The organism is Martinezella sp. CNPSo 3959 (genome assembly GCF_057784355.1).
Map to the genome: position 1 here is coordinate 62,391 of NZ_JBXSOV010000012.1, position 14,951 is coordinate 77,341.

Annotated in this window: 10 protein-coding genes; 3 read left to right on the forward strand and 7 right to left on the reverse strand. The window is 59.4% G+C overall.

Going from position 1 to position 14,951, the window contains the following annotated elements; genetic code table 11:
- Nucleotides 1-121: 121 nt before the first annotated feature.
- The 6 genes from melA (AC13RE_RS21985) to melA (AC13RE_RS22010) all read right to left on the reverse strand — a co-directional run bounded on the left by melA (AC13RE_RS21985) (nt 122) and on the right by melA (AC13RE_RS22010) (nt 9,176).
- A complete protein-coding gene (gene melA / locus AC13RE_RS21985; RefSeq protein ID WP_488564504.1) occupies nt 122-1,492 on the reverse strand; it encodes an alpha-galactosidase in 1,371 nt (456 codons plus the stop codon).
- Nucleotides 1,493-1,510: 18 nt separating this feature from the next.
- On the reverse strand, nt 1,511-3,181 hold the full coding sequence (locus tag AC13RE_RS21990) for an ABC transporter ATP-binding protein (protein WP_488564505.1): 1,671 nt from the start codon (nt 3,179-3,181) through the stop codon (nt 1,511-1,513).
- Between the two features lie 11 nt (nt 3,182-3,192).
- The gene (locus tag AC13RE_RS21995) at nt 3,193-4,320 is read right to left on the reverse strand and encodes an ABC transporter permease (RefSeq protein ID WP_488564506.1); all 1,128 of its coding nucleotides are present in this window, start codon (nt 4,318-4,320) and stop codon (nt 3,193-3,195) included.
- Nucleotides 4,320-5,330, reverse strand: a complete 1,011-nt coding sequence (locus AC13RE_RS22000) for an ABC transporter permease (RefSeq protein WP_015343442.1) — start codon at nt 5,328-5,330, stop codon at nt 4,320-4,322. The genes AC13RE_RS21995 and AC13RE_RS22000 overlap by 1 nt, the downstream gene beginning before the upstream one ends.
- 158 nt (nt 5,331-5,488) lie before the next feature.
- Nucleotides 5,489-7,576, reverse strand: a complete 2,088-nt coding sequence (locus AC13RE_RS22005; RefSeq protein ID WP_488564507.1) for an ABC transporter substrate-binding protein — start codon at nt 7,574-7,576, stop codon at nt 5,489-5,491.
- Between the two features lie 133 nt (nt 7,577-7,709).
- Nucleotides 7,710-9,176, reverse strand: a complete 1,467-nt coding sequence (gene melA, locus AC13RE_RS22010) for an alpha-galactosidase (RefSeq protein ID WP_488564508.1) — start codon at nt 9,174-9,176, stop codon at nt 7,710-7,712.
- Between the two features lie 210 nt (nt 9,177-9,386).
- Between melA (AC13RE_RS22010) and AC13RE_RS22015 the strand changes: the two genes are divergently transcribed.
- Together AC13RE_RS22015 and AC13RE_RS22020 are read left to right on the forward strand one after the other, a co-directional pair.
- On the forward strand, nt 9,387-10,289 hold the full coding sequence (locus tag AC13RE_RS22015) for a helix-turn-helix transcriptional regulator (protein WP_488564509.1): 903 nt from the start codon (nt 9,387-9,389) through the stop codon (nt 10,287-10,289).
- A gap of 196 nt (nt 10,290-10,485) precedes the next feature.
- Entirely contained in the window at nt 10,486-12,729 is a 2,244-nt protein-coding gene (locus AC13RE_RS22020) for a glycoside hydrolase family 2 protein (protein ID WP_488564510.1), read from the forward strand.
- A 21-nt stretch (nt 12,730-12,750) separates the two neighbouring features.
- Here the strand turns inward: AC13RE_RS22020 and AC13RE_RS22025 are convergent, their stop codons facing one another.
- Complete coding sequence (locus tag AC13RE_RS22025; protein WP_488483937.1) at nt 12,751-13,662, reverse strand: GntR family transcriptional regulator; 912 nt, start codon at nt 13,660-13,662, stop codon at nt 12,751-12,753.
- A gap of 246 nt (nt 13,663-13,908) precedes the next feature.
- Here AC13RE_RS22025 and AC13RE_RS22030 point away from each other — a divergent pair, with 246 nt between their 5' ends.
- Nucleotides 13,909-14,928: an aldo/keto reductase gene (locus AC13RE_RS22030; RefSeq protein ID WP_488564511.1), complete on the forward strand. Its 1,020-nt coding sequence runs from the start codon at nt 13,909-13,911 to the stop codon at nt 14,926-14,928.
- Nucleotides 14,929-14,951: the final 23 nt, after the last annotated feature.

The window sequence follows — 14,951 nt, forward strand, 5'->3', positions numbered from 1 at the left end:
CATGGGTTATCGAGGCGATATTCGCCTGCGTTTTGGATTTTCATTTTCTCCGGTTCAGTAAAAATGGAAGGCCTCGCGGTGTTGCCGCGAGGCCTTTGGGCCGCAAGCCGGGAGAGTGGCTTCAGGCGGCCTGAACCTTGCGATTGCCGCGGGCCCATTCCGGCAGCCAGTCGCCATGAGCTGCCAGCAATTCGTCGACGAGGGACCAGATCTGATCGAGATCGAGTTCTGCTGCCGTATGCGGGTCCATCATCGCGGCGTGATAGATGTGCTCGCGGTTCTCTGTCATCAGAGCCTTTACCGTCAGTTCCTGCACGTTGATATTCGTGCGGATCAAGGCCGTCAGTTGTGGCGGCAGGTCGCCGACATAGGTCGGCTGGATGCCGGAGGCGTCGACCAGGCAGGCGACTTCGGCCGCGCAATTGAACGGCAGTGAGGTGATGCAGCCGTTGTTGCGGACATTGCCGTAGATGACGGAGGGTTCGCCGGTCCAGACCGAATTGATGATCGAGGAGGCATATTCCTTCGATTGCTTGACCTCGATCTTTTCCGCCGTGCGATATTCCTCCGCCTGGTTCTTCCAGCGCGCTACCTGCTCGATGCAGCGCTTCGGATATTCGTCCAGCGGAATGCCGAATTTCTCGATCAGGTCCTCGCGGCCCTCCTTGATGAAGTAGGGTGTGTATTCGGCGAAATGCTCGGAGCTTTCGGTGACGAAATAGCCGAGGCGGGTCAGCATCTCGTAGCGCACCTTGTTCGGGCAACGCGGGTTCCAGCCGGGCTTCGGTGCGCGTCCTTCGCGATAGGCGCGCACGAGATCCGGATAGAGATTGCGGTAGGAACCATCGGGCTGGCGGTGTTCGAATTCGAGATAGAAGGCCATGTGGTTGATGCCGGCGGAACGATAGCGGATCTCGTCATAGGGAATGTCGAGATCATGCGCCAGTTCCATGGCCGTACCCTGCACGGAGTGGCAAAGGCCGACCTGCCTGATTGTTGGGTACTTCTCGCCGATCGCCCAGGTGTTGATCGCCATCGGGTTCACATATTGCAGCATGATCGCATTCGGGCAGACGGCGAGCATGTCCTCGCAGATCTTCCACAGATGCGGAACCGTGCGCAAGCCGCGCATGATGCCGCCGACGCCGAGCGTGTCGGCGATCGTCTGGCGCAGGCCATATTTCTTCGGAACCTCGAAATCGGTGACCGTGCAGGGCTCATAGCCGCCAATCTGGAAGGCGACGACGACGAAATGTGCGCCGTCAAGCGCCTTGCGCTGGTCGGTAAAGGTCTCGACCGTGGCCGGAGCGCCAAGCGTCGAGGCAAGCTTGCGAGCAACGATGGCGCTTTCATCCAGCCGCTGCGGATTGATGTCCATCAGCGCGATCCTGGCTCCTGCCAGGGCAGGGCGCTGCAAGACGTCGCCGATGATATTCTTCATGAAAACGGTCGAGCCGGCTCCGATGAACGTGATCTTGGGAGTGCCTGTCATGTCAAAATCTCCTGAATGCTATGAAGCCACCTCGAACGCCGCTCTGACAAGGCGTTCGGTGTAAGCCGTCTTGGGATGCGATAGGACTTCTTCGACCGGCCCTTCCTCCATTATCTTGCCGTGCTGCATGACGATCACGCGATGGCACAGGGCGCGGACGACCTTGAGGTCGTGGGAAATGAAGAGATAGCTCAGACCCCGCTCGTCCTGCAGTTTGCGCAGGAGATCGATGATCTGGGCCTGGACGGAAAGGTCGAGCGCCGAAGTCGGCTCGTCGAGCAAAATGAATTCCGGCTCGAGCGCGATGGCGCGGGCAATCGCGATGCGCTGGCGCTGTCCGCCGGAAAACTCGTGCGGGAAGCGCGAGAGAATATTGGCCGGCATGCCCGCGCTGACGAGCGCTTCCTTGACGCGTTCCAGGCGCTCGGCCTTGTTGGCGCCGAGGTTGTTGACAATCAGCCCCTCGCAAATGATCTGGCCGATGGTCATGCGCGGATTGAGCGACGAGAAAGGATCCTGAAAGACGATCTGCATGCGCGAGCGCAAGGGGCGCATTTGGGCGCGCGACCGGCCGTGGATCGGCTGTCCGTCGAAGAAAATCTCGCCGCCATCGGTATCGATTAAGCGCAGCAGCGCCTGGCCGAAGGTGGTCTTGCCCGAACCGGATTCACCGACAAGGCCGAGCGTCTCGTGCCGGCGCAGCTGAAGATTGAGTCCGCCGACGGCGACGAGCTCGCGCATGTCGGGCTTGAAGAAGCTGCCGTGACGCAGCATGAAGGCTACCTTGACGGACTTGCCTTCGAGCACCGTGTCGCAATTTGGCGGCAGCGGTTTTGCATGCCCACGCGGCTCCGAAGTCAGCAGATGCCGCGTGTAGGGATGCTGCGGATTGGAAAAGAGCGCTTCGGTCGTATTGTGCTCGCGCATCTCGCCATGCTGCATCACATAGACATAGTCGGAGAACTGGCGCACCACGGTCAGGTCGTGGGTGATCAGGATGACCGCCATGCCGAGCTGCTTCTGCAGGTCGCGGATGAGATTGAGGATCTGCGCCTGCACCGTGACGTCGAGCGCCGTCGTCGGCTCGTCGGCGATCAGCACGTCCGGATCGTTGGCGAGCGCCATGGCGATCATCACGCGTTGCCGCTGTCCACCTGAGAGCTGGTGCGGATATTGTTTCAACCGCGCTTCCGGATCGGGGATCTGCACCTGCTTCAGGAGATCGAGCGCCCGCTTTTCGGCATCGCGGCGGCTGACCTTGCGATGGACCCGTATCGCTTCCACGATCTGGCTGCCGATCGTGTAGATCGGGTTGAGCGAGCTCATCGGCTCCTGGAAAATCATCGAGATGCGGTCGCCGCGCAGCTGACGCCGCGCCTTCTCCGAAAATTTCAGCACGTTCTTGCCGTCGTAATGAACGGCGGCTTTGTCTGAGACCACGGCACGCTTGGTCAGGAGGCCCATGACGGTGCGGGCCGTTACCGATTTTCCGGAGCCGGATTCGCCGACGATCGCGATGGTTTCCCCGCGATAAAGCTGGAAGGTGATGTCCTTGACGGCATCGACCATGCCGTCCTCGACCTTGAACTTGACGGCAATATTGCGGGCGTCGATGACGGGCGAGGTGGTCTTTTCGCCGGCATCGTGCCTGGTGTCGGGAGCATAGGGATTGACGAGTGCGAGAGCCATATCCGTTCTCCTCAATAGGGGTCGATTGCGTCGCGCAGGCCGTCGCCGAGCGCATTGAAGGCGAAGACGGTGACGAGAACGAAGGCGACGGGCGAGAGGATCCAGGGATAGGAGCCGATGACCGAATAGGTCGAGGTATCCTGCAGCATCAGACCCCATGAGATCAGTGGCGGCTTCACGGCAAAACCCAGGAAGCCGAGGAAGGATTCCAGCAGTACGACGCTCGGGATAGCAAGCGTCACCGCGACGATGACATGGCTCATGACGTTCGGCAGAATGTGCTGCAGGATGATACGCCAATCGGTTGCTCCGACCGCCATTGCGGCGCGAACATACTCGATCCGCGCCAGAGCCAGCGTCTTGCCGCGAACCTCGCGGGACATCTGCGCCCAGCCGAGCGCCGACATGACGATGATGACGAAGGCCAGGAAGACGTTCGTAGGCGCAGTCACGGGGATCAGGGAGGTCAGCGCCAGATAGAGCGGCACTTGCGGGAAAGCCAGTACGACCTCGACGAAGCGTTGGATCCAAGCGTCCACCACACCACCGAAATAACCGGAGATCATGCCGATCGTCGTGCCGACGATGGTGACGATGGAAACCACGGTCAAGGCGATCATCAGCGAGATTCGCGAGCCATAGATGGCGCGCGACAACACATCCCGCCCGAACTTGTCGGTACCGAGGAAATGAACCGGACCGCCGTCGGTCGCGCCGAACAGGTGCCGGTCGCCGGGGATCAGCCCAAACAGATAATAGGGATCACCCTTGACGAAGAAGCCGAGCAGGCGCGGGTGGTCATAGTCCGGCCCGACGATCGGCTGGAAGGTGACCGGATCGAGATCCGTCGTCTCGGCAAGCGCGTAGACGCGGGGCAGAAAGACGAAGTTGCCGTCCTTGTCATGGAAACTGATGACCTGTGGCGGTGCAAAGCCGGTATCGGTCGCCTTCGGATCGAGAGGCGCGACGAATTCGGCAAAGATCGCCATCAGCAGCAGCAGGATGACGAGAACGAGACCGCTCATGCCCGTCCAGGAGCGCTTCAGGCGCCGCCAGACCAGTGCGATATAGCTTTCATTGCCGCTTTTGTGCTGGATCTTTTCTTCCGGCGGCGGCGGGGAGTTGCTGAAGGCCAGCATCAGTGTATTCCTCCCTGTTGACGGACACGCGGATCGAGCAGCGCAAGCAGCATATCGGCGATGATATTGCCGATGATGAGGGTGGCCGAAAGCACCATCATGAAGGTTGCCGTCACATAGACGTCGCCGATCGCCATCGAGCCGACGATGGCCGGGCCGACGGTCGGCAGCGTAAAGATGATGGCAGTCTCGATCTCGCCGGTCAGCATGTAGGGTAGGACGACGCCCTGATACATGACGAGCGGATGCAGCGCGTTCGGCACCGCATGGCGCATGACGACGGCGCCGCCCGAAAGGCCTTTCGCCCGCGCGGTCTCCACATATTGAGCATTCAGCGTGTCGAGAAGATTGCCGCGCATGACGCGCATATTGTAGGCAAGGCCGCCGAAGGTCGCGATCGCAACGACAGGCCAGACATGTCTGACCAGATCGACGAACTTGGCCCAGGACCAGGGCGCGCCGCCATATTGCGGCGAGAAGAAGCTGCCGATCTCCGACACATTGAGCTGAAAGACGAGAAGATAGACGATGATCAGCGCCATCAGGAAGCGCGGCACCGTCATGCCGAGAAAGGAGATGCCCGAGAGGAGGCTGTCGATCCAGCTATATTGCCGTGTCGCTGCCCATATGCCGAAGCCGATGCCGAGAACGGATGCGAAGATGTGGCAGACCAGCGCGAGAGCCAAGGTCCGCGGCAGGCGCTCTCCAACGACATCGGCGACGGGCTTGTTGTAGAACATGCTGTAGCCGAAATCGCCCCTGGTGACGATCCCGCCGATCCAGTTGACGTATTGAACGACCAGCGGCTTGTCGAGCCCATGTTCGCGGCGGTAAATTTGTGCTTGCTCATCGGCCTGCGCGAAGGATGCACCGCCCTGATTCATCAATTGCGAGCGTATGTAATCGGCATAGTCGCCAGGCGGTGCCTGAATGATCGCGAAGGTCACCACGCTCAGGATGAAGAGCACGGGAATGGCGGAGGCTATTCGCACGAGCAGGAATCGTAACATAGAACGGTTCGCTTCTCTTGATGCTGTCGGCGGTCTCGTCCCATCGGGATGATATACGCCAGCGGTTCAATTCTATCCCGGCGACAGCTGATCGCTGGATGTTTCAAGCCTCATGGCAACCGGCATCATACCGGCTGCCATGGGTATTTCATGCGACCTTACTTGATCGGACCGGCGCTGCCAGGCGCACCCGGAAGCTCTTCTGGGAAGAGTTCGTACTTGCCCTGCTTGTCGGCTGCGACCCAAAGGCGCTCGCGGATGATCGAGTCTTCTGCCCAGTTGAACAGGAAGATCGGCGTGCCCGGAGGAACGTTGGAGAAGCGCTTGTTGATGATCAGTGCACCTGGATATTCGGTCAGACCGATATTGTAGAGGTGCCCCGTCGAGATCTTCTGGAACTGCTTCATCAAAGCCACGCGTTCGTCGTTATCCTTCGATGTCGTGAATTTGCTGACGACATTCACCATGTCCTTTTCAAAGGGCATGAGATCGACCGTGCCATCCGCACCCGCACGATGATTCCAGCTCGTGCGGGGACCGACAGGTGCGAGCTGTTCCGTATTCTGGACGACTGAAGCGAGCTCCGTGGTGTTACGCCGAACCATCCAATCGAAACGGCCGCCGTAATTGGCATCGTCACGCTTGGGTCCGTCGAGCGCATTGATGATGACGCGCAGCCCGAGCTTCTCCATCTGGCCAACGACGCCTTCGGCCAGGCTCTTGTCGGTGGTGTAGTCGTTGCTGACCAGCAGGGTGATCTCGACATCCTTGCCGCCGTTGACGCCTGCCGGGAAGTTTACGATGCCGTCGCCGTCGGTATCCTTCAGGCCAGCCTTCGCAAGCCCGGCCTTGGCCGCAGCAAGATCGAACGGATAATAGACGGTGGAATTGCGATCATAGAAGCTGCTGCCGGAGGAAAGACCGCCCGGATAGATCGCCGTGAACGGGCCCTTAACCAGTGACTCGCCGAGGGCCTTGCGGTCCAGCGCCATCGTAACGGCCTTGCGGAAATCCTCATTGCGGTTCAGGTCGCGAATGGCCTGAGCACGGGGATCGGGGCTGCCCCAGCCATTGGCGGAGAAATTCATCTGCAGGTTATAGCCGATGAGGCGAGGGCCGAAGGCAAGACGAGCCGGCGCATCGGGCTGTGCGGCGCGCTTCAGCGAAGCGACGAAATTTTCCGGTTGCTCCAGGTTTGAAATGTCACCAGAACCGGCAACAGCCTGCACGTCACGGTCCGCCCAGGTCGAGAGCTTGTAGTGCAGCTCATTGAGGTAGGGCAACTGATTACCCTTCTCGTCGACCTTCCAGTAGTAGGGATTGCGACGCAGGACGATGATATCGTCAGGGCGATATTCGACCGGCACCCAGGCACCCATGACCGGAATGTTCATATATTCCGGCGGGAAAGCATTCTTGAACTGATCGTAGGTGTTCTTGGAATATTTTGGGTGCTGCGGCTTCAGGATATGCGACGGGCCTGGGCAGAAATTCGGATAGGCCATCGTATAGAGATATTGCTTCGGGAAGGCGTCCTTGAAGGTCCATTCGACGGTGTAATCGTCGATCTTCTTCAGGGTCGTTCCTTCGCCGAAGGCTTCCGGCGATGCACCGCCGCCGAGTGGCGAGACGTTCGGGTCGATCACCTCGTCTTCCCAGTAGAACATGATGTCGTCGGCGTTGAAGGGCGCGCCGTCGGACCATTTCGCGCCTTCGATCAGATGCATGGTGAGTTTATGGCCGTCGGACGACCATTCCCAGCCCTTGGCAAGGTTCGGTAGCGGTTCGGTATCCTTTGCCTCCACCTGGAAGAGGGGAGCCGTGCGCGTCAGGCACTCCGAAAGGGCGATGTCGATACCGCCCCAGCCCTGGGTTTGCCCGGCGCCGTAGTTCCAGCCCTCCGGCCGACCGCCGATAACATGGCGCATGGTATCGCCGTAGACGCCGATGCCGTCGGGCATGTTGCCGGTCTTGAAGACCAGCGGCTCTTTCGGCAGGCGATCCTTGACAGGCGGCAGCTTGCCGGTCTTGACGAACTTGTCCGTCACCCAGGCAGGTTCGTGATATTCCGGCAGCGCCTTGAACTCCAGGATGGAGTTGCGCTCGACATATTTGATCTTGCCCTCAGCCGGGAAAACCGGCGGAACGGGCGGCACTGTCGGCTCGGCTGCATAGGCGCTGATGGCGATCGCGGATGTGGCAATCGTCAATGCGGCGAGAAGGCCGATCGGTCGAAAATGTCTCATCTTGTTCTCTCTCCCAATATCGCGAGCTTTCCGTTCGAGGCGTCGCGTTCCTCCCGTAAAACGGAAGACGGCCGGCTGCGGCGGGATATCACCCCTCTGCCGCCGCAGCCATTGTCTTCCGATCTGCTGTTCGTCAGCCGGCCTGCTTCAGCGCGGCCTTCTCCGCCCGCAACTCTTCGATCGACCGTACGTTGCGGCTTGCCGCACCCTTCCACTCGCGCGTCTTGACCTTGCCCTGCGACAGGCGCTCCTTCGCGCCATCAACCGCATGGGCATATTGCGGCAGCCAGCGCGCTTCCGCGACGATCATTTCGTCGACCATCTGCCAAACCTCCTCCGGTGTGGCGACGGCACCGACCAGCGGATCATGCAGGACGGCAAGCTTCAAGAGGTCGATATCGCCGCTGATAGCGGCATGGACCGACATGCGCTGAACGTTGATCGAGGAAATGCAGGTCGCGGCACATGCCTCCGGCAGAGTAATTCCCGCCACCATGTTGATGCCGAAGCGATCGACGAAGCCGGGTGACTCGATGATGGCATCGGCAGGCAGATTGGTGATGACGCCATTGTTCTTGACGTTGAAATGGCCACGATAGACGCGATTGGTTTCCAACGCTTCGAGAATATGGCTGGCATGCTCGTTGGAGCGGCGTGCCGGATCGATCGGCTGCGAGGCGCTATCGAGGATCTGCTGGAATTCCGTCTCGAACCAGTTGCGTGTCTCGGTGGAATGACGCAGATAGCCGCCGGTCTCGCCATGGATCCAGTCCGACATGTCGATCCACTTGTTGATCTCGTCGGGGCGCTTGCGATACCAGGGCAGGTATTCCGACAGATGGCCGTTGCTCTCCGTCGAATAGACGCCAAAACGCTTGAGAACGTCGATACGCAGCTTTTCCTGCTGCGAATAGACCGGATGCGCCTCGAAGGCTGCGATCAGCTCATCCTTGCCGATCTTGCGACCGTTGAAGCGCAGATCGACGAACCAGGTCTGGTGGTTGATGCCCGAGCAGATATAATCGAGTTCGCTCTTGTCCTTGGCACCGAGCACTTCGGCGATCTGTTCGGCCCCATGCTGGACGCCATGGCAAAGGCCGATCGTGTCGACCTTGCCGTATTCGATCGCCGCCCAGGTGTTCATCGCCATCGGGTTGGCATAATTCAGGAACTTGGCGCCGGTTTCGGCGACTTCACGGATATCCTTGCAGAAATCGAGAATGACCGGGATGTTGCGCTGGCCGTAGAGAATGCCGCCGGCGCAGATCGTATCGCCGACACATTGATCGATGCCGTATTTCAGCGGGATGCGGATATCTTCGGCATAGGCTTCGAGGCCGCCGACCCGCACGCAGCTGATGATATAGCGTGCGCCTGACAGTGCCGCGCGGCGATCTGTGGTCGCGGTAACGCGCGTCGGCAGCTTGTTGGCTTCGACGATGCGATCGAGGATCGCCTTGATCATCGTCAGATTGTGCTCACTTACGTCGGTCAGCGCGAATTCGACGTCGCGGAATTCCGGCACGCAGAGAATGTCGGTGAACAGCTTTTTCGTGAAGCCGACGCTGCCGGCGCCGATAATAGCGATTTTGAAACTCATGATCCTCACCTTCAAGTCGATCGAATAAGCAGCGGCAGGAAAATCGACAGCATTTTGGTCCATGATCGCAGCGATTGCGAAACTGGCCGAAATCGTGATTTTTCCTCCGATCGCCGTTCCTCGCCGGCGAGCATGCGCTGTTTTCTGGCGGGATTATGCCTATAATCACGGAGGCGAACAGAGAACTATTATGCTTTTGAGGGTAATTTTGTGCTGCAAAAATTGATCGATAACGGACAGGTCATGCGGACGGTTTCCCTGCCGCGTGGACGCCACCGATTGCATGCCATGCCAACCAGTGCGGGATATGAAATCCGCGTCGACGAACCCTATGATTGGGATGGACGACGGCGCGGCCTCACACCGTTCACCGTGCTACAGCACACGATCAGCGGCACGGGTCGCCTGCGCTATGAAAGCCGCAATTATCGAGTCAACGCCGGTGATACGCTGCTCGTTCTCGTGCCGCATAATCATCGCTATTGGCTGGAGAAGGGGGAGCGCTGGGAATATTTCTGGATTTCCATGAACGGCGAGGAAGCGCTGCGCATCCATCGCCTAATCCTCGCCGCAGCCGGTCCGGTGTTGAAGCTGCAGCAGGCGACCATCGATCATCTTGCCGATTGCAGCCTTCGGCTCGTCAAGGGCGCTACGACGCCGGCTTCGGCTTCTGCCATCGCCTATGAAGCCGCCATGGCGCTCTATGACGACGTCTTCGGCTCGCATGCCTTTGCTGCCGACCGCTCTGTCATGCAAGTCGTCATCGACCACATCAATGCCAATCTCGACAAGCCGCTGCCGGTTGAAGAGCTTGCGAAGGTGGGTGGTCTCAGCCGCGCGCATTTTTCGCGCGTCTTCGCCGAGAGCGAAGGCGTGCCGCCGGCGGAATTCGTGCTGCAACAGCGGATGCAGCGCGCGGCGAAGCTGCTGACGAAGGCTGCCTTCATTCCCGTCAAGGAAGTCGCGATCATGTCGGGCTTCGACGATGCCAATTATTTCTCCAAGGTATTTCGCCGCATCTACGGCATCAATCCGACGGAGTTCCGCACGACAGGCATGTATGCCGCCGTGCGCAGTCCGGTCGAGGAAACGAAGAACGCGCGGAGCCGATAGATCCGTGATAGGTCGGCATCCTTGCTACCGCTTGCGTGCCTTGAAATCGAAATCCGCCAACTGGTCGCATTGCGCAACGGCGGCGGGCCTGTATAGATATCGCCCCGCGGCGTCCCGCCTGCCTCGCCGCGCGCCTGACTTCCCAGCAACATCTGTTCGTCATCCGATGCGACGGGCTTAATCGATAGGATTGAATATGCGTTCTGTTGTCGCCTTCAATGAGTCCTGGATGTTTCATGTCGGGTTTTCGCCCGAGGATGCCGGTCGCCCGCAGGAAGGACAGAGTGTTACGCTGCCGCATACGGCTGTCGAACTGCCCTTCAATTATTTCGACGAGAAATCCTATCAGCGCGCCTTCACCTATCAGAAGATCGTCAACTGGGATGAAGCTTTCGCGGGCCGCGAGGTATCGCTGATCTTCGATGCGGCCATGGCCGATGCCGTCGTCTATCTGAACGGTGAGGAAATCGTTGCCCACAAGGATGGCTACACGCCGTTCGAGGCACGCCTGACCGGCCGCCTGCATAAGGGCGAAAACCTGATCACCGTCAAAATCGACGGCGGCGAGAACCCTGAGATCCCGCCTTTCGGCGGCCGGATCGATTATCTGACCTATGCCGGGATCTATCGCGATGTCTGGCTGAAGGTTGCGGCGCCCGTCTCGGTCGCCAACATCAAGGTTGAAACGACGGATGTCCTTTCCGACCGCAAATCCGCGACTGTGCGCTGCGACATCTCCAATACGCAAAATCTTGCTTTCAAAGGTACGGTGACGGTTACTTTGCGATCTGCCGACGGCGTAGCCATTGCTTCTGGCCAGGCTGACACCTCGGATGAAAGCGTGAAGCTCAGCTTTGCCGGCCTTTCAGGTCTTTCGCTCTGGGAACTCGACAATCCCGTTCTTTATTCGGCCGAAGTGGAGCTCGTGAGCGAGCATGGAGTGGACCGTCATGCCGCGACTTTCGGTTTTCGCACGGCAAGCTTCACCGCGGAAGGTTTCCTGCTGAATGGCAAGAAGCTGAAGCTGCGCGGCCTTAACCGCCATCAGGCTTTTCCCTATGTCGGCTACGCAATGGGCCGTTCCGCCCAGGAGCGCGATGCCGAGATCATGAAGCACACGCTGAAGTGCAATATCGTGCGCACCTCGCATTATCCGCAGTCGAAATGGTTCCTCGATCATTGCGACCGCATCGGTTTGCTGGTTTTCGAGGAAATCCCCGGCTGGCAGCATATCGGCGATAAGGAATGGCAGCAGGAATCGATCCGCAATGTACGGCGCATGATCGAGCGCGACTGCAACCATCCGTCCATCGTCATCTGGGGCGTGCGTATCAACGAATCTCAGGATTCGCATGATTTCTACACGGAGACGAACCGGCTGGCGCGCGAGCTCGATCCGACCCGCCAGACCGGCGGCGTGCGTTACATCACCGAGAGCGAAATGCTCGAGGACGTCTATACGATGAATGATTTCATCCTCGGCAATGAGGAACTGCCCGGCGCCAACCGGCCGCGCACGCCGCTGAGGCCGCAGCAGGAAAATACCGGCCTTTCCAAGGATGTGCCCTATCTGATCACCGAATTCGGCGGTCATATGTATCCGACCAAAATCTACGATCAGGAGCAGCGCCAGGCCGAGCATGTGCGCCGGCATCTGGAAGTTCTGAATGCCGCCTATGGTGACCCATCGATCTCAGGCGCAATCGGCTGGTGCATGTTCGATTATAATACCCATAGCGATTTCGGCTCGGGCGATCGCATTTGCTATCACGGCGTCATGGACATGTTCCGCGAGCCGAAATTCGCCGCCTATGTCTATGCAAGCCAGTGCGAGCCCTCCGAAGAGGTCGTCATGAAGCCGGTCACGATCTGGGCACGCGGCGAGCGCAATATCGGCGGCGCCCTGCCGCTGATCGTACTCACCAATTGCGACGAGGTCGAGCTGCGCTACGGCTCTCTGACCAAGCGTCTCGGACCGGACCGGGAAACTTTCCCGCATCTGCCGCATCCTCCTGTCGTTTTCGATCACCGTTCCTTCACACCGGACGAACTCGGCGTATGGGGCATGGAGTGGGAGGACGTGCATTTCACCGGCTATATCGGCGGCAAGCCGGTGGCGCTGCAACATATGGTCGCCAATCCGCTGCCGACCTCGCTGCAGGTAGAAGCCGATGCCGATACGCTGCGCGCAGGCGAGCGCGATACGGTGCGCGTCATCGTGCGCGCGCTCGATCAGGCCGGCTCGCGTCTTCCTTTCCTCAATGAAGCCATCACGATCAAGGTTGAGGGTCCGGCGAAGGTCATCGGGCCGGAAACGGTGGCATTCCAGGGCGGGACCACGGGTTTCTGGTTGCAGGCAACCGGAGAGGCCGGTGCGATCAAGCTCGAAGTCTCATCTCCGCGCTTTGCCAGCCAAAGCGTGAGCTTTACCGCAAAATAACGCGCTGCCGGCTCTCTTCCGTCAGGCGGCGGAGCCGGCAATTTCACCTGCGGCTTGCGGGATCGACTGCAACAGCGTCTGTCGCGCCGAGGCAAGGTGCAGGCGGCAGGCGGCATCGATCCTTTGCTGGTCGCGCGATTGCAGCGCTTCGATGTAGTCGAGATGCTCCGCCACGGCGCGGGCATTGCGCTCGCGTGCGAAAGCCTTGTTCCACTGATAGTGATAGTGAAAAATGATGGCGATGACGTCGTAGAACTCGGTGATGAAGCGGTTCTTCGAGGCGCGATGGATGAGGAGATGGAATTTTTCGTCAAGGCGCGAGAAATCGCGGTAGTGCGCGTCGAAATCTTTAAGCAGTTCATAGTGTTCCTGCTCGATCGCCTTGAGATCCTCCCAGGCGTGATGATTGGCCGGCAGGCGGCCGAACTCGGCCGCCGAGTGCAGCTCGAACATTTCGCGCACGTCGGCAAGCTCGAGTGCGAATTCACTGGTGAAGCCCTTGAGAATCCAGTGGCTGTTCGGCCGTTTCTCGATCAGGCCGAAGCGGCTGAAACGGATAAGGAATTCACGAACGACGGAGGTGCCCGTGCCGATTTCGCGCGCCAGTTCCAGCTCGTTGATCTGCATGCCCGGCTGGGCTTCGTCGGACATGATGCGCGTCATGAAGCTGCGCTCGATGATATTGTGCAGGGAATCGGTCTCTTCCTTGGGGAAGAAATCGGCCTGGGTCGGCAGACGAAGCACCGTCTTCTGCCGCTTGTTCCACAGAATGATGCCAGCGTCGCTTAGACGCATGAGGATCGCCCGGGCCGTGCTGCGGCTGACGCCGAGCTCGGCTGCGATTTCAGGCTCGCTCGGCAGCTCGGTATCGAGCTTCAAGCGGGCCGCATAGCGATTATAGGCTTCCTTGAAGAGCGTGTTTTGCCTTGCCATTTCCCCCTCACGTCTCGTCGCCGCTCTTTGCCGGTGGCGCTGTCTGAACCATGTCCCGATGGCAGTCAATTGCAGGAGTTCTGTCGAAACCGCAGTTTCCGTCGCCTCCCGCGACGGTCCCCATGATTTCCTCGTTGACACCAAAATGTTTATTGTAGATAAAAAACAAAATCAATGGCGATGGATGTCGAGAGCCTCCGTTAACGCCACCGAAATTGAAATGACGGCCATCACAAGGGAGAGGTGATGCAGACGAGAACGATCGGCAGGACGGGCCTTAAGGTCACGGAGATCAGCTTTGGCGCTGCGGCGCTGGGCGGCCTCTACCGCGCCTGCCCCCGCGACCAGGCGATGGCGACCCTACAGGCAGCCTGGGACAGCGGCATCCGCTATTTCGACGTTGCGCCCTGGTATGGCTTCGGCCTCGGCGAGCGTCGCGTCGGCGATTTTCTGCGTGATCAGCCTGAAGACAGCTATGTTTTGTCAACGAAGGTCGGTCGCCTCATGCGCCCGGTGCCGACCGACAAGGTGCCGAATTACGGCTATGTCGATCCCCTGCCTTTCGATGCCGATTATGACTATTCCTATGACGGCATCATGCGCTCGGTGGAGTTCAGCTATGCTCGTCTCGGCCTTAACCGCATCGATATTCTCTATGTCCACGATATCGGCGGCTATACCCACGGCAAAGCGCTCAATGAGCACTATCTCGGCCAGCTTCTAGGCTCCGGGCTGAAAGCTCTTGAGGAGCTGAAGTCGTCCGGCGCGATCAAGGCTTATGGTCTCGGGGTCAATGAGATACCGGTCTGCCTGGATGTAATGCATGCGGCCGATATCGATTGCATCCTGATTGCCGGCCGTTACACGCTGCTGGATCGTTCAGCCGTTGCCGAACTGCTGCCGCTTTGCGAGAAGAAGGGAACATCGCTGGTCGTGGGCGGCGTCTTCAATTCCGGCATTCTGGCGACAGGACCCGTGCCCGGCGCGCATTTCGACTACCTGCCGGCGACGCCCGATATTTTGGCCAAGGTCGGAGCGATGGAGGAGATTGCCCGCAAGCACGGTCTGCCGCTTGCCCAACCGGCGCTTCAGTTCTCGCTGCGCAGTCCCAGCGTGGCCTCGGTTCTGATCGGTACGGCGAAGCCCGAGAGTCTTGTTCGCAACATGCAACTGATGGAGCCAAGGCTTCCCGACCGCCTGTATGAGGAATTCGAAGGGTTGACTGTGGTTGCGCCTCCTTTGGGAGACGAGGCCGTGAGAGTCTAGTAAATTGAGAGCTATCGAGCCGG